This window comes from Acinetobacter sp. YH12137 (genome assembly GCF_013418535.1).
In the GTDB taxonomy this organism is placed as follows: domain Bacteria; phylum Pseudomonadota; class Gammaproteobacteria; order Pseudomonadales; family Moraxellaceae; genus Acinetobacter.
Genome location: NZ_VPBW01000001.1, coordinates 1 through 22,908 on the forward strand (window position 1 = coordinate 1; position 22,908 = coordinate 22,908).

17 protein-coding genes are annotated in these 22,908 nt (G+C 41.6%); 10 read left to right on the top strand and 7 right to left on the bottom strand.

The genetic code is table 11. The annotated features are described in order from the left end of the window. Window positions 1-145 precede the first annotated feature (145 nt). From FTU72_RS00005 to FTU72_RS00015, 3 genes are read right to left on the bottom strand one after another with little or no spacing between them, the layout of a single operon-like run. Window positions 146-2,161, bottom strand: coding sequence for a TRAP transporter permease (locus tag FTU72_RS00005; protein WP_180052335.1), 2,016 nt, complete (start codon window positions 2,159-2,161; stop codon window positions 146-148). Beyond that, complete coding sequence (locus FTU72_RS00010; protein WP_180052334.1) at window positions 2,158-2,643, bottom strand: DUF1850 domain-containing protein; 486 nt, start codon at window positions 2,641-2,643, stop codon at window positions 2,158-2,160. The genes FTU72_RS00005 and FTU72_RS00010 overlap by 4 nt, the downstream gene beginning before the upstream one ends. Then, a complete protein-coding gene (locus tag FTU72_RS00015; protein WP_180052333.1) occupies window positions 2,643-3,647 on the bottom strand; it encodes a TAXI family TRAP transporter solute-binding subunit in 1,005 nt (334 codons plus the stop codon). Before FTU72_RS00015 ends, FTU72_RS00010 begins: the two co-directional genes overlap by 1 nt. Before the next feature lie 647 nt (window positions 3,648-4,294). Between FTU72_RS00015 and FTU72_RS00020 the strand changes: the two genes are divergently transcribed. The 6 genes from FTU72_RS00020 (at window position 4,295) to FTU72_RS00045 (ending at window position 12,248) form a co-directional block, all read left to right on the top strand. After that, window positions 4,295-4,888: a LysE family translocator gene (locus FTU72_RS00020; RefSeq protein ID WP_166139304.1), complete on the top strand. Its 594-nt coding sequence runs from the start codon at window positions 4,295-4,297 to the stop codon at window positions 4,886-4,888. A 122-nt stretch (window positions 4,889-5,010) separates the two neighbouring features. Beyond that, the gene (gene dcd / locus FTU72_RS00025; protein WP_004785008.1) at window positions 5,011-5,580 is read left to right on the top strand and encodes a dCTP deaminase; all 570 of its coding nucleotides are present in this window, start codon (window positions 5,011-5,013) and stop codon (window positions 5,578-5,580) included. Window positions 5,581-5,814: 234 nt separating this feature from the next. Next, window positions 5,815-7,884 carry a hypothetical protein gene (locus tag FTU72_RS00030; protein WP_159123363.1) on the top strand — a complete coding sequence of 690 codons (2,070 nt, stop codon included), beginning with the start codon at window positions 5,815-5,817 and terminating at the stop codon, window positions 7,882-7,884. An 11-nt stretch (window positions 7,885-7,895) separates the two neighbouring features. Further along, window positions 7,896-8,612 carry a hypothetical protein gene (locus tag FTU72_RS00035; protein ID WP_166139299.1) on the top strand — a complete coding sequence of 239 codons (717 nt, stop codon included), beginning with the start codon at window positions 7,896-7,898 and terminating at the stop codon, window positions 8,610-8,612. 29 nt (window positions 8,613-8,641) lie between these two features. Next, on the top strand, window positions 8,642-10,816 hold the full coding sequence (locus FTU72_RS00040) for a DUF6160 family protein (RefSeq protein ID WP_159123365.1): 2,175 nt from the start codon (window positions 8,642-8,644) through the stop codon (window positions 10,814-10,816). Between the two features lie 16 nt (window positions 10,817-10,832). Beyond that, window positions 10,833-12,248, top strand: a complete 1,416-nt coding sequence (locus FTU72_RS00045; RefSeq protein ID WP_180052332.1) for a hypothetical protein — start codon at window positions 10,833-10,835, stop codon at window positions 12,246-12,248. A 57-nt stretch (window positions 12,249-12,305) separates the two neighbouring features. On the opposite strand, the gene FTU72_RS00050 is transcribed toward FTU72_RS00045, so the two are convergent. From FTU72_RS00050 to FTU72_RS00065, 4 genes are all read right to left on the bottom strand, one after another. Then, a complete protein-coding gene (locus tag FTU72_RS00050; RefSeq protein ID WP_180052331.1) occupies window positions 12,306-14,024 on the bottom strand; it encodes a proline--tRNA ligase in 1,719 nt (572 codons plus the stop codon). 97 nt (window positions 14,025-14,121) lie between these two features. Further along, window positions 14,122-17,229 (bottom strand): efflux RND transporter permease subunit, encoded by a 3,108-nt coding sequence (locus FTU72_RS00055; protein ID WP_180052330.1) that lies wholly within the window; start codon window positions 17,227-17,229, stop codon window positions 14,122-14,124. A gap of 18 nt (window positions 17,230-17,247) precedes the next feature. Continuing rightward, complete coding sequence (locus FTU72_RS00060; RefSeq protein WP_166139290.1) at window positions 17,248-18,375, bottom strand: efflux RND transporter periplasmic adaptor subunit; 1,128 nt, start codon at window positions 18,373-18,375, stop codon at window positions 17,248-17,250. A 51-nt stretch (window positions 18,376-18,426) separates the two neighbouring features. Next, entirely contained in the window at window positions 18,427-19,071 is a 645-nt protein-coding gene (locus tag FTU72_RS00065; protein ID WP_159123370.1) for a hypothetical protein, read from the bottom strand. Window positions 19,072-19,354: 283 nt separating this feature from the next. On the opposite strand from FTU72_RS00065, the gene pilG reads away from it, so the two are divergent. The 4 genes from pilG to FTU72_RS00085 are packed head-to-tail and all read left to right on the top strand — an operon-like array spanning window position 19,355 to window position 22,790. Further along, window positions 19,355-19,738 carry a twitching motility response regulator PilG gene (gene pilG / locus FTU72_RS00070; protein ID WP_180011986.1) on the top strand — a complete coding sequence of 128 codons (384 nt, stop codon included), beginning with the start codon at window positions 19,355-19,357 and terminating at the stop codon, window positions 19,736-19,738. Between the two features lie 25 nt (window positions 19,739-19,763). Beyond that, window positions 19,764-20,132, top strand: coding sequence for a response regulator (locus FTU72_RS00075; RefSeq protein WP_004784985.1), 369 nt, complete (start codon window positions 19,764-19,766; stop codon window positions 20,130-20,132). A 5-nt stretch (window positions 20,133-20,137) separates the two neighbouring features. After that, window positions 20,138-20,674 (top strand): chemotaxis protein CheW, encoded by a 537-nt coding sequence (locus FTU72_RS00080; protein WP_159123371.1) that lies wholly within the window; start codon window positions 20,138-20,140, stop codon window positions 20,672-20,674. Window positions 20,675-20,720: 46 nt separating this feature from the next. Beyond that, window positions 20,721-22,790, top strand: coding sequence for a methyl-accepting chemotaxis protein (locus tag FTU72_RS00085; protein ID WP_180052329.1), 2,070 nt, complete (start codon window positions 20,721-20,723; stop codon window positions 22,788-22,790). Window positions 22,791-22,908: the final 118 nt, after the last annotated feature.

The window sequence follows — 22,908 nt, forward strand, 5'->3', positions numbered from 1 at the left end:
CTCATGAAATACGGTATTCTGATGTGACAAAACCTGAATCCTGGTCGTTAAAGTGTTTGTTTGCACTCATATTTTAACTGTTAGGACTCAGGTTTTTTTATTTAAAGCAAACTATGGGACAGCAGTGAGCCGAGGCTCTCTTTTTTTATGAGGTTTTAGTCGTGATTGTATTTTCTTTTCTTGCCTGAAGGATATTAAAGCCTATCGCAATAATCACCATGATGGTGCCGATAATATCGGTCATGGTCTCAGGGACAATCATCATGAGTGCACTAACCCCCAAGAAAATGCGCCAGAACCAGTTCATGCTAGCTTTAAAATACCCTTCGACTGAAGCGCCAAGTGCCAGAATGCCGACAATGGACGTCACGGTAATGCTTAAAATGACATTCCATGCCGGTAAGGCAAATTCTTTGGCATTCACGGCAATATCTGTTGTATCAATCATCAGCATCGCCGGGTTATAGACAAACAGGAAGGGCACAATAAATCCGGCTAGGGATAGGCGTAGTGCCAGGAATCCAGTCCGCATTGGGTCACCACCTGCAATCCCGGCACCAGCAAAGGCGGCTAAGGCAACTGGTGGGGTAATATTGGCAAACAGGCCAAAATAAAACACAAACATATGCGCGACTAGGATTGGAATATCAAAGTTGGCCAAAGCAGGTGCTGCCATCGTCGCGGTAATGATATAGGCAGGAATCGATGGTAGACCCATGCCCAGAATCATCGATGCAATCATGGTGAAGAACAGAGTGAGGAACAGACTGCCAGCACCAATACTCATGATTGAAGAAGTCATCACCGAGCCAAAGCTAGTCAAGCTCACCACCCCAATAATGATCCCGACGACGGCACAGGCCGCCATCACAGAGAGCGACTGTTTAGCGCCATCAGCCAAAGCTTCCAGAATTTCCTTAGGTCCCATACGGGTAGATTTTCTGAATGCTGCCACCACAATGGTCAACAAAATCGTATACACAGCCGCATAGCTAACCGGAATGGATTGGAATAGGAAGAACACTAAAGCAACGATTGGAAATAATAAATGTCCTCGTTCTTTCAGGACTTCTTTGACTCGTGGTAAGTCGGCTTTCGGTACGCCTTTCAGGTGATCTCGACCTGCTCTGAAATGGACTTGTGCCATCACACCGAGGTAATACAGCAGGGCAGGTAATACCGCAGCTAAGGCAATCGTGCCATAACTGACACCCGTGGTTTCTGCCATGATGAAGGCACTGGCACCCATTACTGGCGGCAAGATCTGCCCGCCGACAGAAGCACTGGCTTCCACTGCACCGGCAAAGTTTTTGTGATAGCCAATTTTCTTCATTAAAGGAATGGTAAATGAACCTGTTCCTACGACATTGGCAACCGCCGTCCCGTTGATACTGCCCATAAAACCGCTGGAAATCACCGCGACCTTGGCTGGTCCACCTTGCTTATGTCCCGCAAGTGCCATGGCGAGATCATTAAATAATTTTCCCATTCCTGATTTCGCCAGAAAGGCACCAAACAGGATAAACAGGAAAATAAAGGTGACTGAAGCACCAATGGCTGAAGAATATAAACCTTCAGTCTTCAGATACATTTGTCCGAAAATATCACTGAATGTATAGGGGCGAGTGAGCAAGCGATCCGGCATCCATTCAAAATGACTGACAAATGGATAGCTTAAGAAAATCAGTCCTAAGATCGGCAACATCCAGCCCATTACCCTTCGAGCAGCCTCAACCACCAATACTACCGTCATAATTGAGAAGACAATGTCCAGCGTATTGGGAATGCCTCCCCGGGTAGTCATAATGGCTTGGTATTCTTTAAACAGATAAAAGAAAGAAACAAAAGAGGCAATGACCCAAATCCAGTCCGTCCATGCTACCTTTTGCCGGCTACTGGCCTGACGTGCTGGATACAACAAGAAAATCAGCGCCAGACCAATGGATACATGGGCTGCACGTTGAATCAGTTCTGGCAAGGGATTAAAAGTAATATAAAGATGAAATAACGAATAGGATATTGCCAAGGCAGCAATAAACCAGCGAACCGATTTGTTATTCGGGTTGCGAGTGACAGATTCACGGTCAAATTTTTCTAATAATTCTTGTTGCTGTTGATCATCCAGTGCTTCGGTCACATTTCTTGTTTCTTGTGGATTCATAGGCAATCATTTAAACCTCTTTTTTTCCATGGGCTGTCTTTTTTTATAGAAAGTTGTACCGTGCTGTAGTCGGGAAAATCCTGATAAATATTCCAGATCCGATCAGCACTCTCAATTTGTCCCTGCATTCTGCGTGAAATGACCCAGTTGAGTTCTTTCATCTCTCGGTTGATTTGCATATGGATGTTGCCATCATCCTGTCGAGTAATAGTACCTTGATCAGGTGTACCCGCACCAAATGAAATGAACTGAGTATCTGTCAGAATGAAATGGTCCTTGTCTAGAAGATAACGTTCTTTCCACTGTGTTCTTTCTACCGAATGCATCCAGCTGAGCTGAAAAGATTTCTGGTCAATTTTGCACTGAAAATTTTGCTCTTTCACTTCCACAAAAATATACGGAAATGTCGTCCAAACATAGGTAATAAAAAAAGCAGCCAAACTAAAAAGTGCAGCAATCGCTGCACCTTGTATCCATTTCATCAGTTCGCTTTATTCTCATCATAGAATTTTTGCGCGCCCGGATGCAGTGGAGCAACCAGACCTTTTTGTGCACCTTCTAAAGTGATTTCTTTAGCAGCCTGATGTGAATTGGCGAGTTGATCCAAGCTGGAGAAGAACGTCTTGGTTAGCTTATATACATCATCTGTAGAGAGATCAGAACGAACCACCAGCGCATTCATGATCGCAGCTGTAGGAATATCTTCAGCATTGCCATAGGTCCCTTTAGGAATGGTCATTGGCAGGAAATACGCCTGATCTTTGGCAATCGCTTTCACTTTATCTGGATTAATACTCACCAGTTGTAGATCAAAGCCCTGTTGCAGCTCCATCAGTGAAGAGTTTGGAAGACCACTGGTCAGGAAGGCTGCATCCAGTTTACCGCCTTTCAAGGCATCAGCTGCTTCGGCATAACCTAAGTAATCTACTTTGACATCCTTATAAGTGATACCAAAACCGTTCAATAGAGTACGGGCATTCACTTCTACACCTGAATTCTGGGCGCCCACTGCAATACGTTTGCCTTTGAGATCTTCAATATTTTTGATGCCAGAACGTTTTGAAGTGACAATCTGTACATAGTTCGGATAAAGAGCAGCGATCTGCTGCACGTTGTCAATCTTGGTGCTAAAACTGCCTTGACCATTAATTGCTTCAGTTAAGCTGTCGCTCATGACAAAGGCCATTTCAACTTTGTTCTGTTTTAATAAATTTAGATTTTCGACAGAAGCCCCTGTGGTCTGGGTTTTGGAACTTACGCCGTAGGTCTTGTTATAGATTTCAGCCAATCCTGTTCCGATGACATTATAAGGGCCTGAGGCACCGCCTGTCGCAATATTGACAAATCGGGTTTGCAGTTTATCTGCAGCTACGCTCTCGCCAGATGCAGCCTGATTATCTGATTTATTTTGTGCATTATCATTCGAGCAGGCAACTACGCCTGATAACGCTAAGCTCATGACTGAAAGTTTGATCCATTTATTCATATATGACTCCTGATATTATTCTGTAGTTCTTAAAATATAATTAAAACAACAATATACTAAACCGTCTGGATGTTAAAAAATGTGAATTATCAATTGTTGTCCTTGTACAATTTAACAGCAATTATTTTGTCTGAATACCTTTAATAACATTTTTTTCGAAATTTTGCTTTATCAATATGTTGAACAAATTGAGCAAGATAGACATCTTAAATGGAGAGTGGAAATTTAATCATTAGGAGTTAGGTAAAAGTTGCTCCCATCACTAAATCTTTCTATAGAAGTGTGCAAAGTTCATATGCAAGAGCAGGGATTTTTAGTTAGTTAAAATTCAATCAAAGATTACTAGAAATAATGATTTTAAAGTTTTGGATGATTTTTCTTTCATGTTGTAGAGACTAGTATTTCAGGAATTTTAAGTCCGAATACTCTATTGAAACTTCTACTTTTATAGCAATTTTATGATGAGCTTATAGCTTTATAAATTGACAAAATTGACTGAAATAAAATTTTCTTTTATTTTTATATAATTATATGAAAATAAATAAAAAAATAAAATATATTTTTTTTTAATATGTTCTCTTACAATTATTTTTTTGCAGATTTGACCGGATTATTTTATGCTTAATACCTAAGAGCGAGGTCAAACTATGATTTCATGGTTATTTATTGGTTTAGTGGCAGCCATTCTATTAACACCGGGCCCAACCAATACTTTATTGGCATCGTCAGGTATTCAAGTTGGATTTAGAAAAACTTTTCGCCTTATTCCTGCAGAAGCTTTCGGCTATCTCATCGCAATTACATTCTGGGGCTTTTTGATTGGTAAAATCTCGGTCTATTTACCGGAATTACCTCATATTCTCAAACTCTGTAGTGCTGCTTATATTCTATTTTTAGCTTTAAAATTATGGCGTACCGCAGAACTTGGTGAAAATTTTCAATGTATTTCGATTCGGGCACGGGAACTATTTTTGGCGACTTTGCTGAATCCTAAGGCATTATTATTTGCTTCGGCTATTTTCCCGGTCATGGTGTGGAAAAGCAGTCAATATTATGTGACTTATATGCTGGCATTCTTGGCATTACTTATTCCTATCGCATTTTTCTGGACCTTTTTAGGTAGCTTATTGGCCAGAAAAAACAATCGCTGGCTGAATCAAAAGAACTTACAAAAGACCGCTTCCATTATTTTAATGAGCTTTTCTGTACCTTTATCCTATTCAGCACTCCTCAGTCTTTAAACCTGAAAAAGCAGCTAAATTTCCTGAAATTTAGCTGTCAGAATTTCGCTTATTTTCATTAGTGTCAATTTCAGTTAAAGTACGTCGCAATTACTTATTTTTAAGATTTTTGGATTATATCAATGGCAATTAAGTCTGATCGTTGGATTCGCGAAATGAGCGAAAAACACGGCATGATTGAACCGTATGCAGAAAACCAGATTCGTCTGGATGAAAATGGTCAAAAGCTGATTTCTTATGGTGTTTCAAGCTATGGCTATGACGTGCGATGTGCGCGTGAGTTTAAAGTATTCACCAATGTTCACTCTGCAATTGTCGATCCGAAAAACTTTGACGAAAAAAGCTTTATCGATATTGAATCGGATGTTTGTATCATTCCACCCAACTCATTTGCTTTAGCGCGTACAGTAGAATACTTCCGTATTCCACGAAATGTACTGACCGTTTGCTTGGGTAAATCGACTTATGCACGTTGCGGCATTATCGTGAATGTGACTCCACTCGAACCTGAGTGGGAAGGTCATGTCACGCTGGAGTTTTCAAATACAACTAACCTGCCTGCACGTATTTATGCGGGTGAGGGTGTGGCTCAAATGCTGTTCTTCGAATCAGACGAAGTTTGTGAAACCTCCTATAAAGATCGTGGTGGTAAATACCAAGGGCAGACAGGCGTTACTTTGCCTAAAGCTTAATAGTTTTAAAGCATTGAATAAGCGAGGCTAATGCCTCGCTTATTTTTTTTGCTGTTTCATTCATCGGAAACTCGGGGTTTTTGGTCTTTTGGCTTTGGTAATCCTGCTAAAAATAAGCATAATGAAGAATGAATATATAAAAAAGATGTGCCAAGCATCATAAAAATCAAAAATTGAAGGCTGGGAAGCTGAAGGATAAAGATGCGGAGCATCAGATAAGAAGGATAGGTCGAGATGGCTCAAATAAAAGCTAAATTTCAATTTCGTAAAAGCTTTTTGGCAATGATGATCGGTTTAGGATTATTGCCATCTGCACATGCAATGCAGGAATTAACTGATTCTTCTCTTTCTGATACTACCGGTGAAGGTGTTGCCCTGGTACTTGATGACTTTAAAATGGTTTTTCAGGCACCGAATGATGCTTCCAGTGGTTCAAGCTATGCACGAGGTATTGCCAATCCAGGTCAGGCAGACACTGGCTTTATTCGTATTATTCCGACAGGTGAAAACTACAATAAGCTCGGAGCGAATCTATATAGTAAAGTATATCAGAGTACCTACGACAGGGAATACCTCAATGAAAGGGGGCGGTTATACAATCATGTTTACGGGGAAAAATATGAAGAGCGTTATACATTTTATATTAATGATCCGACTAAAAAAGAAGCTATAAAAACTGTAGTTGATAGGGATTTAACTACACCATATCGTACGAAGACCGTTGAGAATTTATTTAATTCTTCTTTAATGCAATCATATTTGACACAACGTAAAGCAGATTATAAAGATGGTGTTACGTGGCCTTGGAGCGTTATTGATGATGGAACAGATGATAATACGAGTGGCACACGAGGTAATGAAGAAAAATCATTAGCACAAGCAATTAAAAATACCTATGAAATGATTGAAATTCTATTCGGAGAGAAAAGTACCAATACTACACTTACATCAGAATTTATAAATTCTAATTTTTATAAAAATGTCTATTTAAAATCAGAAGAGTATAAAAAATATGGTCGTAAGAATGCAATAAAAGAAGAAGTTGATAAGTTATTAACAGATACAATTAATGCAAGATTAGAGGATGAAGCAGCCGCAAATGCGTCACAGTATGCAAAAACTGAAAGCGATAAAGCGCATTTAACTGTTGTAGAAAATGCAGAAAAAACTGCAAAAAGTGCTGCTTTAACTGCAACGGTTGGGTCTTTACGTACTAAAGCTGACGTCTTTATTTACGGTCTGGCTCTTTCTAAAAGTGATGACTCATTAAGTACACGTTATAGCAATCAGGGATTTAATTGGGGAACAGCCAGCAATCCCTGGTTATTTCATGCAGGGTCTGAAACGGTAAAACAGTTTACGGATACTGGAAAAGAAGTGGGCTATCTAGCTTTGGAAGCACCTCTTGCAACAGTTGTTGCAAATGAAGCAGATAATAATATTAAGCTTGGTTTCTGGACTGATATTTTCTCACGTTCTTTAAATTCAAGTAATACCGTAGATTATGCTACCGGAGCACCTACTTCAGGCTTAGATATTTCTGAACGTTTCCGTGCACAGTTTATTGCTAATGGTTTGAGCATGAATGGTTCACAAGTCCGATTATTTCAAACCCTTACATCGCCTGATCTTGCATATAGTCAAACCTTGGGCCTGGCGAGTCTGATCCGACTCAATACTAATGATGATCCCTCTACTTTGACCAGTGATTCAAACAATTTGAACAGTAAAGGGATTCGTATTAGTAGTGCAGCAAAAGAGAATAATCTTGATGGAGATGGTCCGACTCCTGCTTTAAATGGCTCTGCAGCTCCTATATTTCATGATACCGAGGGATTGTATTTATATAGCCCGAATATCAATTTGGTACTAGGAAGTATGTATCAGCCTTTTGTTGTGGGTTCGGAAGGAAATAATATTATTTTGGAAGTGACACGTATTCCTAAAATTCCAGATATTTACAACCGGATTTATCAGCGTTATCCAGATGGAAAAGGTGGCTTTTTAGGATCAGAAGCACTTTTAGGCTCTACATGTAATGTATATACGTGTGGTACTGAAATTAAAGCTCAAGCTTCAGATAGCATTGCCTTGTATCAAGGACGCGATGCAACTCACAGTAGTATCGCCATTGGTTCTGTTGAACGTATTGCCAATACTAATATGCTGAAGGCAAAAGATGATAATAATGCTACTGGTGTGGTATTTAGGGGGGCTACTGATAACTCAATGAGGAATTTTGGTTCAGCAGTGATTGATGGTGTGTTGATTCAACATCTAAAAATAAAAACTACAGGTCTATAAGGAATAGGGCAATGTTGAAAAAGTTAATGCTTGCTACAGTTCTTGGGATTTCTTTTGCGACACAAGCCGGCTTGGTCAGTCTTGATCCGCAGCAAATGACAGCGGAAACGGGTCAAGGCGGAGCAGATTTAAGCTGGACCTTGTCACTCAACCATCAATACGCTACTGATTTAACGAAATCTCAAATTTCTGAAACGGTCGCTAATAAGTTAGAGGTGTATTACAAGCCAACAACAGATTGTGGAATTAACACCTTGTTTTGTCGCTTGGCTATTTCTCCGAACAATCATGTTGATGCTCAAGGCAATAAAAAATGGCTGGTATTTAAAGGCATACAAGGCACCCTGCAAATTGATAAGTTTTCTATCGATGGCACTACAATTACTAATGTGGCAGGCGATCCTCAAACAGCCATGAAAATCACTTTTTATGATGATAAACCTTTAAAAATCAGAAACTTGGGTTTTAATACTTTGGCTATTGAAACCGGAACCGGTGAGGGCGATAAAGAAGGCTATGCCAATTCAGAGAGGTATACGACCTTCACCAATCGTGTTTATAAAGCGGACGGTACATATACCACTGCCTCAGCAGATGTTCCGGAATTTGACCGGGGGCGTGAGAAGGGGTTTATGGGTCTCAATATGCACGGCAACATGCACATGTCAGGAAACTTAAAAATATTTGGCTTTAACTGCTCAGCTGGGAGTGCACAAAGCCGTTGCTAACTGCATGGATGCAGTATAGGGATGAAAGAATGAAAAAAATAAAATCACAAATTAAATTATTAACGGCATGTGTCTGTTTAGCACAGCATAGTTATGCACTAGAGCTGATTGAAGAACAAGAATTGGGTCATATCACTGGTCAAGACGGTATTACGATTACACACGAGGTATCAAAAGTAGAAGTTGAACAGCTCAATTGGTATGACCCGAATGCTGATGTAAATACCAAGATGGGACTGGGATTGCATAAAGTAGAAATCTTAGGCAAAGATCAAAATGCGATTTTAAGCCAGCTTAAGTTTGATGTCGGTGCGACCGATGCTGGTGCAGGGATCCGTCTAGAAGCAAGCGTAGCTCCCTTTAGTGCCAATGCAGATTTTAAACTTGTGAGTAAGGATTGTGTTGGAACAAGCTGTGTCGAAAACAATCAAAATTTGGGCAAATTAGGTCTTGCGATTGATAGTCCATTTAAAATGGTGCTTCATACGACAGCAGGTTTATTCAATAAGAATGAAACAGCTACTATCGATTTCAATTTGCAAGATGCCACGATCAAACATACTTTAGGTACAAATAGCTTAGTTCTAGATAACTTTAATTTTAACTTCGCTGGTACGGGCTATATGTATATAGACCCGATACAAGGCGTCGTACTCGCCAGTAAAAGTGGCACACAAGACCATCTAATTAATTTAAAACCAGTGGCTGTAGGAACAACTGGTGCGCAAACAGCTGGATTAAACTTTGATTTACGCTATCAGAATGGAGATGGCGATTTAAAAAATATCATGCGCTATGGTATTTCGGGTGCAGTGAGTAATGCACGTTTGTCGTTAGGTGCTGATCAGTCAAAACTGAACTCTTTTGATATAAGTAATAAAGTTGGTGGTGTGCTGACGCGACAAGATCGCAGTGTTTCAAGCTATAACGCAGGTGAAGGCGGCTTGCATCTTGGTTTATCAGCTGATTTTACCAATCAGGAAGTGGCAGCAGCACAGGGTTTAAAACCAACGACTTTGGAAATTGGTCATACGGGTAAAGGAAGCTATGCAGTTCAGTTTAATGAATTACGTTCATTAACTGGAAAAAATAATGCATATATCGATTTTGGCGATATTTATATCAATACAATTCAGGCGCAGAGCCTAGAATTTTTAGTTAATGACAATATTAAGTCAACACTTAGACAAAGTAATCCGATTTTGCAGCAAACTTTAAGCAGTACGTCTGCTAATCAGGATTTTGCACTAATCGCCATACGGGGTATGGATTTCCAGTCGATTGCAGCCAAAGCAAATTTTATTTCTAATGATACTGGTATTATTTCCGGGAATAGTGGTTCTTGGGGAATTGGTATTCCAATTTACAACCTGAATGCCAATGTTGCTTTGTCGGGTACAAAATATGACGGTGACAAGAATGGTATTGCCTATAACGTGATGGCATCAACTGAAGGTTATGGAAAGGATGCCAAAACTGGAGCACCAAGTACAACTTCAATTCTTTTAATTGATGGTGGTGTAGAGAATGGCCATGCGCGAAACTATTATGCTGGCCTTCGAAATATTGATGCCTTTATTGAATCCAAAGGGGTTATTGGTTATGAAGATGAAGGCATCTATGTAAAAGCTGATAAATTGTTGATCGCAGCTAAAGCTGAAGTGGCAATTGGCCAATTACCGGGATCTAAATATAACTGTGTATCAGGCAATAAATGTGATCAGTTTGTTCCTGATGACAACTTTTCTAAACGCGATGATGTATTAACAACAATTGCCATGATGCTTGATGGTAGTGGTGAGTTAATGATTATTCCGGGACTGGATGTAGCAGGCGAAAATTATTTATCGTTGGATGCAAACTTTAAGTTCCGAACATTAACTTCTACAGAAAAAGGTGATGTTAATAATCTTGGTAGTTATTTTAGTCTGATTAATGAAGATGTAGATAGCACAGGTGCAGTTCATACTTCTGCGATTAACTTTAATCGTATGGAAGGGAATTTAGGATTAATCACCAAAATAGGCGTGAGTGAAGATACTGTTACTTTAGATAATCAAATTAAATTTAATAAAGATCAGAAGATTATCGAGCCGTTTAGAACCAACATGGCCATGACCACAAATGGCAATATGCAGAATATAGCAACAATTGCACTCACAGGCGGAACCATGCGCAGTACGCTAGGCATTACACCGCGCTGAAATAAGGGATGATTTCATGAAAAAAATAATATTGAATAGCTTGATTGTCACTTTAATGGGCCTTACTCAACAGGCGATGGCAATGACAGCCTTAGACGATGAGGCTTTATCGGCAGTTGATGCACAGGCCTTATTAAATTTGGAAAATGCTTATGATTCATCACAAGGGATTAACTTCCATAAGCTAAGTATTGAAGCTTTAATGGAACTGAACATTAATATCAAAACTTTGCAGCTCGGTTGTGGTGGAACGAATAACAGTATTGGGAATACTAATGGCTGTGATATTGATATTTCTAACCTGGCATTGAGTGGCTTAAATACCAGTCTTGATAATAAGGGTAACCCTGTCTTTTCAGGCGACCGTGCTAATACCAGTGCCAGTGTGAGTAATCCCTTTGTTGAGTTTGCAATTAAAAATGGTGGAAGTGCTTCTACCCGTGAAGTGGTCGGTTTTCGTCTAGGTGCAGATAAAATTGTCGGACTCTTAACCATGGGGACTGACAACATCGAAAATCCGAATGATGGCCTCAAAAGTTTTAGTGGTTATATGAAAATGGCGCAAACCACTGGTGAGTCTGTTACAAAAGCGGGAACCTTTGGTATTGCAAATGATGAAAAAATCTCAGGGAATCTAAAGGCTTTAGGACAAACACGTACTTTTACCAGTAAGCCAGGTGCTGATGGCCATACCGGGATTACAGTGCCTTCCATGCGGGTAGACTTTACTATGCCAGAAACTGTCGTGACTGGGCAACGCTTAAAGTCAGCGACTGTAAGTAATATCCGTTCTACTATTGCTTCGATTCCATTAGCAAAGGCTTTAACGGGTTCAACTTTGCCAAGTGATGTGATTGGTACACCAGATTTTTCAAAAGATAAGCTGTATGTAGAGTTTGATCCATTAATTGGATTTCTTAATTTAGGAACACATTCTTTCTTTCAAATGGGTGCTGGTTCAAGTCTGGATAACCTGAATATGGACATCACCTTTGTTCAGGCTCTAAATATGATCCATAATATTCCATTAAATGGTACAGGCGGTTATTTGTCTTTACAGAGTCAGAATGTGCATTGGCAAGGTGCGGACGCGGCTGATATTGCCAAACCAGGTTGGTGGCTATCTTTTAAAGACCCGATTCAACTGGGTGTATTAAAAACTACAGATGAAGTTGATATTTCATTCGTGTTACCTCAGGTAGCAACTGCTATTTCTGAATTTCTTTTACGTCCTGAAAACTTGATTGATGTCAGTGTGGGCGAGGCTTTAGGGTCTCTGGCGAATGTCGCGGTGGTGCGTAAATTGAATATTGATGTGGGTAAATTTACTAACTATGTAGATGGTACTCCTGCAACTTTAACCTTAATGGACAAGCTGCTACAGAACCAGAATGTGACCTCAAACTGCTTTGGCGGACATAAGTTCTGCTAATTCAGACATATAAAAAATCCCGCTCTAGGCGGGATTTTTTGTGTTCGTTAGAAAATATTATTTCGCAATTTTTGCCAGTAGTTCTTCTTTCGAAAGATTTACTGATTCTGCATCACGGCGACCTTTATATTCAAAAGTACCTGCATCCAGACCTTTTTCACCAATCACAATGCGATGTGGAATACCAGTCAATTCAAGATCAGAGAATTTCACACCTGGACGCTCGTTACGGTCATCAAGCAATACGTCAAAACCAGCAGCTTGCAGTTCTGCATATAAGCTTTCAGCTGCTTCTAAAGAGCGAGGTGATTTATGCGCATTCATTGGCACAATTGCCACTTCAAATGGAGCGATCGCAGCCGGCCAGATGATACCTTTTTCATCGTAATTCTGTTCAATTGCAGATGCTACGACACGTGTCACACCGATACCATAACAACCCATCGTTACAGTGAATGGTTTGCCATCTTCACCTAAGACTTTACAGCCTAAAGCTTCAGAGTATTTTTTGCCTAACTGGAAGATATGACCTACTTCGATACCACGTTTGATTTGAAGTGTACCTTTACCATCTGGAGAAGGATCGCCTTCAACCACATTACGCAGGTCATAAACTTCGCTAAACTGCGCATCACGTTCCCAGTTCACGCCAGTTGCGTGCTTGTCTGCTTCGTTTGCACCTGCAACAAAGTCAGACAGTACAGAAGCAGCACGGTCAACGATTACTGTTAGGCCTTTTTCTACTAAACCTTGCGGACCTACAAAACCAGCAGTCAAACCTAGTTCAGCAAGTTGAGCTTCAGTAGCAAAAGCCAAAGGCGCAGCAATTTTTGGATGCTTTTCGGCTTTAATTTCATTTAGTTCATGGTCACCACGAAGGAACAGGGCAACGACAGGAGCTGCTTTACCTTCTTCAGCTGCAACGCCTTGAACCAGTAATGCCTTTACTGAATGCACAGGATCAGTACCAAGGAAATTTGATACATCAGCAATGGTTTTCTGATTTGGGGTATCAACCACTTTCAGTTCTTGAGCCGGAGCAGCACGTTCGCCCACCAGAATCGCTTCAGCCATTTCGATGTTAGCCGCATAATCAGATTCAGTTGAGAAGGCGATATCATCTTCACCACTTGAAGCCAAGACGTGGAATTCGTGTGAACCTGAACCACCGATTGAACCGGTATCCGCTTGTACTGGACGGAAATCCAGACCTAAACGGGTAAAGATCTTGCAGTACGCTTCGTACATTTTGTCGTAAGTTTCTTGCAGAGATTCCTGATCCGCATGGAAAGAATAGGCATCTTTCATGATGAATTCACGTGAGCGCATTACGCCAAAACGAGGACGAATTTCGTCACGGAACTTGGTTTGAACCTGGTAGAAGTTTGCAGGCAGTTGTTTGTAACTTTTTAGCTCATTACGTGCCAGATCAGTGATCACTTCTTCATGTGTTGGGCCAAGCACAAAGTCATTGGTATGACGATCTTTAAAACGTAATAGTTCAGGACCGTATTGCACATAACGACCAGATTCTTCCCAAAGAGAAGCTGGTTGGGTCACAGGCATCAAGACTTCGAGTGAACCCGCGTTATTCATCTCTTCGCGAACGATCGCTGCAACTTTATTTAATACGCGAACGCCCATCGGCAGCCAGGTGTACAAACCTGAAGCCAATTTACGAATCATACCGGCACGAAGCATCAGCTGATGTGAAATAACTTCAGCATCGTTCGGGGTTTCTCTCAACGTTGCAAATAAAAAGCGACTCGCGCGCATGGAAACTGTCCTAAAAAAATTAAGCGTTAAAGCAGAGATTATACAATAAAAAATGAGGTGAACATTCGTGAATGTCACCTCATTGTGATGGTTTAAATTATGCCATGATTTTACGGGCTTGGCGCAGCATAAAATTCTTAAAGTCATCCAGGTAAGTGAAAATCACTGGAACCACGACCAATGTCAGCAGGGTGGAGGTAATTACCCCGCCGATCACGGCATGTGCCATCGGTGCACTTTGTTCACCACCTTCACCTAAGCCCAGAGCGAGCGGTACCATTCCCATCACCATGGCACTGGTGGTCATCAGAATCGGACGTAAACGGGTTTTGCCAGCATTTAGAATCGCATCATACCGGGCTTCACCCCGATCCATGGCTTTCTTGATGAAGTCGATAAGCAGAATCGCATTTTTGGTTACCAGACCCATCAGCATAATAATCCCGATAATCGAAAACAGGTTCATGGTCGAATTAAACAGGAACAGCGCCAGGAATACACCAATTAATGACAAAGGTAATGAAGCCATAATGGCAGCAGGATGAATAAAGCTGTTGAACTGTGAACCCAGCACAATATAAATAAATACAATCGACAGGGTAATCGCAGTCAACGCATAACCAGCGGATTCTGCCATATCTGCATTGGCACCTTGGGTATCAAAACTATAACCCGGTGGCATGTCGAAATTATCCTGAAGTCTGCTAATGTCAGTACCGATGTCACCTGCAGGGCGTCCAGAGGTATTTGCTTCAACCAGCACCTCACGCGCCAGATCACGACGATTAATCTGAGAAGCTCCCAGTTTTTCCTCAAAATTCGCGACGCTAGAAAGCGGGATCAAAATCGGCTGATTATTGCCATCCATTTTAGATGAAGTGATATACATATTTTGCAGATCGCTCGGCAGGGTGCGCCGGTCTTCGGTCAGGCGTAAGTTAACATCATAAGTTTCACCTTTTTCATCCTGCCAGGTGGTGACATCATCGCCGGCAATCAATGGGCGAACTACATTGGCAATTTGATTGACTGACAAACCAAGATCACTGGCCAGAACGCGATTGATCTGTACACCTAAGGTCGGTTTTGGCTCTTTGAGGGATGTTTCCAGATCGACGATGCCATCAATTTTAGCCATCTCGACCATAAAGCGATCAGAAATCTTTTGTAGTTCATTCAAATCAGGGCCCTTGATTGAGATCATAATCGGCTTTTGACCACCCGATACGGTTTCATCCGCGGAAGCAACTGAGGTAATGGTAATGCCGCCCACAGATTGTAAACGTTGACGGAATTCATTATTGAGATCATTCAAGCTTTTTTCACGCTCAGTCCGCGGAGTTACAGTGACACGTAAGCTGACATGATTTTTACCGCGATCGGTCACACCATTAATTACGCCATAAGTTGCACGTACATCAGGATGCTGACGTACGATTTTATCGACCTGTTGCAGTTTGGCTTGTGAATATTCCAGTGAAGCATCGACTGGAGTTTCAAATTTGATCCGGATTTCACCTTTGTCCGGGACAGGTACGAACTCGGTACCAATCAGTGTTGAGAGTGCTAAAGCGCCAAACAGAGAAGCCACTGCAATCACAATGGTAATGAACCTAAAGCGTAAAGCCAGTTTCAATAGCTTTTCATAGACATGACTTAAATTGTCTAATTTGCCTGAAATCCAGTTAAAGAAGCGTTTGATTCGGCCCGGCTTTTTATTGGGATCTTTTTTCTTTTCTGCCCAATGCGCAGATAGCATTGGATCTAGAGTGAAGCTAACAAACATGGAAATCAGAACGGCGGTACTCACCGTTACACCGAACTGATAGAAGAAACGGCCAATGATTCCGCCCATAAAGGCAACAGGCAAGAATACCGCGACAATGGTCAGTGTTGTTGCCAGAACGGCAAGGCCAATTTCTTTGGTGCCGTCCAGCGCGGCAGTGACATGATCTTTACCCATATCGGTATGCCGTACGATATTTTCCCGTACTACAATTGCATCATCAATCAGCAAACCGATACTTAAAGACAGGGCTAATAAGGTCATCATATTGATGCTGAAACCAAAAGCCCAGATAAAGGTCAAAGTTCCGAGTAAAGCGATCGGCAGAGTGAGGCCAGTAATGACCGTTGAGCGGAAAGAACCTAAAAATAATAGAACAATCAGCACAGCAAGAACCGCACCCTCAATAATGGTACGCGCCACATCACCAATGGTGCCGCGGATACTTTTTGAAGAATCCACCACAACTTTTAAGGTGGTTCCTTGTGGCAATTGGGCTTTAATGCTTTCAAGAGTTTTGTAGGTACTGTCTACTACTTCAATAACATTAGAATCAGAGCTACGCAGAATATCAACGGCAACTGCAGCCTTGCCATCCAGGAATGCACCAGTTTCAAGTTCTGCCTGACTATCTTCAATTTCTGCGACCTGTTTCAGAAAGATCGGTGCACCATTTTTATTGGCAATGACCAGATCACCAAAGGCGAGGGGATGCAGCACTTTGGAATTGATCTCGATCACCAGTTCCGAATTGCCGGATTTTAATGTACCACCCGGAACTTCGATATTTTCAGATTTCAGAGTATTGATGACGCTATCCACGCCAATGCCAAAAGCTTGCAGTTTCTGTGGTTCAACCTGAATACGAATCTGGCGCTGTGCATCACCGAGCAGGTTGACTGTACCTACACCCGGAACAGTCCGTAGTTGTGGAACAATGCGCTGATCCAGATAGGAGCTTAGTGCTTTTAAGCCCATATTGTCAGATTCAAATACGATCGACATGATTGCATTGGCAGTCGGATCATAACGCTCGACGACTGGCTCCTGAATTTCATCACGGAATTCAGCGGTGACTGAAGCAATTTTGTCACGGACATCCTGTGCTGCCGTGGTTGAAGGCACTTCCAGATTGAATTCAGCCGTGATCATCGACAGACCTTCACTGGATTGTGAAATCACCTGTTTTAAACCGGAAATAGTATTGATCTGATCTTCGAGTTTTTTGGTAATTTCTGATTCAACGGTTTCTGGGGAAGCACCTGGATAGTTGGTATAAATTACGACAAAGGGGAAATCGACATCCGGAAATTCTTCCACACCCATGCGCTGCCAGGAAGCCAGTCCAAGTACCATCAAACAGAACATCATCATAATAGTGAAGACGGGATACTTCACACTAATTCGGGTAAACCACATATTAATGATCCTGTCTGATTAGTTGGAACGCACTGTCACTGGCTTGTTGAGATCTGCCTCGGTAAATGGAATGCGACTGACCTGATCACCTGTTTCCAGACCCTGGATCACTGCAGTATTCTGGTTATAGCGCTGTTCCAGAACCTGAACATTCACTTTAATAATTTTGTTCTGGCGAATAACCCAGACATAAGGTTTATTCTGGATATCCTGAATGGTATCGAGGGGAATAATCTGACCAGAAACTTGTTGAGAACTCAGAATATTGCCTTCAACAAAAGAGCCAATACTTAAAGAGGGAATACTTTCATTTGGTCTGGCGAAGAATTCAATCTGGCGACTAGCCTGATCAGCAATTGGAGATACCCGGCTAATAGCAGCGGTAAATGTGTTTGGATTGCCCTGAATCTGGTATTCAATTTTGCTACCTAAACGCAGACTGGACTGCATCTCACTCGGGACACGGGCCTGAATTTCCAGTTGATTTGGATTTACGATTTCAAACAGGGTTTGTCCGATCGCCACGGTTTGACCGGGCTCAACCTGACGCTGGGTGATCACGCCACTAATCGGGCTGGTGATAATGCCATCACGATCGGCTTTTACGGCAATATCGACATTGGCTTGCTGTGCGCGGACATTTTCAACCTGGGCCTGATAGTCAACCTGACTTTGCTCATATTCAACTTTAGAAATAAAGCCTTGGTCGAGCAGGCGCTTTTTGCGCTGCATCATGTTACGCGCCTGATTGGCCTGTGCCTGGGTAGATGCCAGATTGGCACGGGCCTGAGCCAGACGTGCGGCATTGTCCTGATTATTTAAGCGAACCAGTACCTGACCTTTAGCTACATTGTCACCGACCTGAGCATTAACACTGGTGGCAGTGGCCGAAACCTGCGCTTGAATACTGCTTTGGTTGACTGCGCGAATAGTGCCGGTAAATGCGGATTTCTGGATTGAAGTACCTGTTTTTACAGCTACCAGATCCTGAAGAATTAGTTCAATTGTTTTGGGACTTTCGGCTTGTGGTGTAGATTCATTTTTATTGCAGCCGCTTAGAAAAAGACTTAAGCAAAGTGCACTCACCATCAATACAGAGCGCGAAGAAGGGGTCTTTGAAATATGAAAATGCTGTGCAAATGGCATATTAATCCTTTTCACTTGTGATCGTTTAAAGCAACAACAAGTTATTTGTGTTTATTCAAGTGCTTTTAAACGGGCAATAATTCTGTCGTATTCCGCTTCCATATTTCGATAGCGAGTTTGTAAAGATTGAATATTTTCTTTTTGAGAAATGAGGTTTTTCTGGTTGTTTTCAAGGTTGGCTTTCAAAGATGCCGGGGGATTATTGCCTTTACGTAAATATTCACGTTCTTGGCGTAAAAACATAACCCGGTCTTGCTGCAACTGTTTCATCTGCTCTTGCTGAAAGGCAATCTGTTTTTTAAGTTGGCTCAGACTTTCATTCTTTTTTTGTAGAGCAACATGGCTATTGGTATAGGCACGTTTCAGTTTCTGGTCTTCTGCAATGCGCTGAGCCTGCTGGGCACGTTGCGGCGCCTGTTTAATATCTTTATCGACATTATAAGGACGTGCACGTTTAATGACCTGCATATTCTGGTCAAGTGCCTCATATCCATAGCGGATATGGTTGGGGGTAACGTTAGTGCTGATATTGGCCACACCTTTATTATCATAATAGCGGTACCAGGTGGCTTTTGGTGGCTGGTTAGTTGAGGCATAAGAAATGGTGACCTGAAGAAAAAGTGTCACTGCAAATATGAATCGGCCAGTCATTTTATTTTTATCAATGAAAGCAAGTTTTTCTGAAAACTGACTCATCATTGGCTCCCCAATTGAAAGTTGACTAAATTACTTATTTTAAAGTAATAATAATGCTATATTAGACTCAAATTCACGAATTAAAAACTACCATCAGTCAAAAAAAAAGCAATGACAAAATAAAAATGTGAAATGGTTAATGAAAATCCGCCATTTATGCACACTTGTGTAGAAAATGTTCATTGATAATACAAGTGGATTTGTGTTAAAAATGTTTATCGATCGTAATAAAATAATCCTATGAGCCTTATGGCGCATCGTTTCTAAAATGGGAAGGGTCAAAATGGACGATAAATTCCAAAATCTAAAAGTTATGGTCATTGATGACTCAAAGACCATTCGTCGTACAGCAGAAACTCTTCTACAGCGCGAAGGATATGAAGTCGTGACTGCGGTAGATGGTTTTGAAGCTTTGTCAAAAATCGCAGAAACCAATCCGGATATCGTATTTGTAGACATCATGATGCCTCGTCTAGATGGTTATCAAACTTGTGCATTGATTAAAAATTCTCAAAATTATCAGAATATTCCTGTGATTATGCTTTCGAGTAAAGATGGCTTATTTGATCAGGCCAAAGGTCGTGTTGTTGGTTCGGACGAATACTTGACTAAACCTTTCAGTAAAGATGAATTGCTTAACGCAATCCGTAACCATATTAGTGCTTAATAATTGATTTTTTAGGGGAATTGGCATGGCGCGTATCTTAATCGTAGATGACTCACCGACAGAAACATTCCGTTTTAGAGAGATTCTTTCTAAACATGGCTTTGAGGTGATTGAAGCATCCAATGGTGCAGATGGGGTAACCATGGCTCAGGCTGAGTTGCCAGATCTGGTATTGATGGATGTGGTCATGCCAGGCGTGAATGGCTTCCAGGCAACACGTCAAATTGCACGTGGTGCAACCACCAAGCATATTCCGATTGTGATTGTAAGTACCAAAGATCAGGCCACTGACCGCGTTTGGGGTAAACGTCAGGGCGCCGCAGATTATCTTACAAAACCGGTAGATGAAAAACAGTTGATTGAAGTGATTAAGCACCACCTCAACGCAGGATAAGCTCTATGGCAGCAAATGGATTTATCGAATTGCTTCGCATTGCGAAACGGGGAAATAAAAACTACGTTTCTAATGAAAATGAAGTCAACCGATGGTCAGGCATTGCTTTTGAGATGATGGGGCAATATTTTGTTGCCCCGCTGGGGGAAGTATCCGAAGTGATCTATCCTCCAAAATATACGCCAGTTCCTAATACTCAATCATGGGTTTTAGGGTTGGCCAATATTCGGGGAAGGTTATTATCAGTTTCTGATTTGACTCAATATGTATCAGGACAGAGTAGCCAGTTTTCACCGACTCAAAAAGTATTATGTATTCACCATAATGACCAATATGTCGGTTTGGTTGTTGATCAAGTTTTGGGTATACAACATTTTAATAAGAAAAGTTTTTTTTCTAAAACAACTGAATTGGATAATAACTTACAAGAATACTGTCAGGGATTTTTCCACCAGCATAACCAACAATGGCATGTGTTCTTATTCAGTCGTCTGTTGCAAAATCCAAAATTTATGAACGCATCTATAAAATTTATAAATTAAACGTCGCGCACGAAAGTAATAAAGACGTAAATCGGGGAGAGGCTGCATGGGCTTTAAACTTAAAAAGAAAAATACAGGTGAAGGTAGCCGCAAAAGTGGCAATACTTTTTTATCCAAGATTCAATCACAAACAGATCAGTTGTCACGTGTATTTGGTGATAGTGAAAAGTCTAAACCGTTTATTTATGGCGCAGCTGGCTGTCTGTTAGCGGCAACCATCACTTTATTGTATCTTTTCTACAGTGTGCCACGTGCCAACCAGCTGACACAAAGTCTGGGTGATTTACGTCTGCTTTCACAAACCATTTCTCGTCAGGCGACTGAAGCAACGGCTTCTGGTACACCTGAGGCGATGAAAAACCTGACAGATTCTCAAAAAGCTTTTGCTGAAAACCTTGAGACTGTAAAAAATATTCACTCCAATAATGAAGCGCTACAAGCAGTAGATAAACAATGGACAGAAGTGTCTTCTAGTATTGACCTGATTGCATCGCAACAAAAAATCATTAACCAGTTATATGACACCAACATCGCAATTGGTGAAGCCATCCCGGGGATTCAGGCCGAATATAACTTGATGGTCGACCAGATGGCGCGTCAAGACATGCCGTCAAACCAGGTGGTCATTGCGAAAAACCAGGTATTCATTGCGGAACGTATTTTACGTTCGATCAGCTTGGTATTGACCGGTAACGACGGTTCACGTGAATCAGCGGACGACTTCAGTGCCGATACCGAAACTTTCGGTTCATACTTAAATGCACAGTTAAACGGTTCTGCTGAACTGGGTGTACAACGGATTACTGATCCAAACCTGCGCGAGTCTCTTGAAGGCATTAAAGCAGAATATGATGATGTACTTGAATCAGCATCTGCGACAATCCTGAAAAACTCTGCGCAAATCGTAAAAGTACGTCAGGCATCTGCGTCAATTTTCTCGCAATCGGATGTCCTGCTCGATAACCTGAACAAACTATCTGGTAACTCTGGTCTGAAAACAATCGTTCCAGCAGTTCTGTTAATTCTGTTATTGATCGGCTTCCTGCTGTGTGTATTCCGTCTGTTAACCCTACGTGGTGCATCGGATAAACAGCGTGTAACCCGTCTTCAAGAAGAATATGACCGTAACCAGAATGCGATTTTACGTTTACTGGACGAGATTGCCGACCTTGCGGATGGTGACTTGCGTTCATATGCAACAGTATCGGAAGACTTTACCGGTGCGATTGCCGACTCGATTAACTTCGCGATCGACCAGTTACGTGACCTGGTATCTCGTATTACCGAAACTTCTCAGGAAGTTGCGCAATATACAGCGACAACTCAAAGCATTACCAACCAGTTAGCTGAAGCATCTGAACACCAGGCACAAGAAATTGCCGGTGCATCTGCTGCGATTAACGAAATGGCGATGTCCATTGACCAGGTATCTGCCAACGCGGAAGAATCTGCAGTCGTTGCGGAACGTTCAGTACAAATTGCTGCAAATGGTGCAGACGTTGTACACCGTTCAATTGAAGGTATGGATACGATTCGTGAACAGATTCAGGAAACCTCTAAACGTATTAAACGTCTGGGTGAATCTTCACAAGAAATTGGTAACATTGTAGCCCTGATTAACGATATTGCCGACCAAACCAACATCCTGGCATTGAACGCAGCGATTCAAGCGTCGATGGCGGGTGAAGCTGGTCGTGGTTTCGCCGTGGTAGCGGATGAGGTTCAGCGTCTTGCGGAACGTTCTGCCTCTGCAACTAAACAGATTGAAGGCCTGGTAAAAACCATTCAAACGGATACTAACGAAGCCGTAATCTCGATGGAACAAACCACAGCCGAAGTTGTACGTGGTGCGAACCTGTCTAAAGATGCCGGTGTGGCACTGGATGAGATTCAGACCGTATCGAATAACCTGGCAAAACTGATTGCGAACATTTCTGATGCTGCGAAACTTCAGTCAGCATCTGCAGGTCATATTGCAACTACGATGAATGTCGTACAGGAAATTACTTCACAAACTACGAGTGCAACCTTCGATACAGCACGTTCGGTATCTGAATTGGCGAACATGGCCGATGCATTACGTGAATCTGTATCTGACTTTAAACTACCAGAATAAAGTCAGAAAGTATGAGGGGAGTGTGCCTTAACCCAGGTTGAGGCACATTCAGAAATACAGATAAAGCCTCGACAAGATGGACCTAATTATTAAGGTTAGGTCTCGCGTGACGGTCACA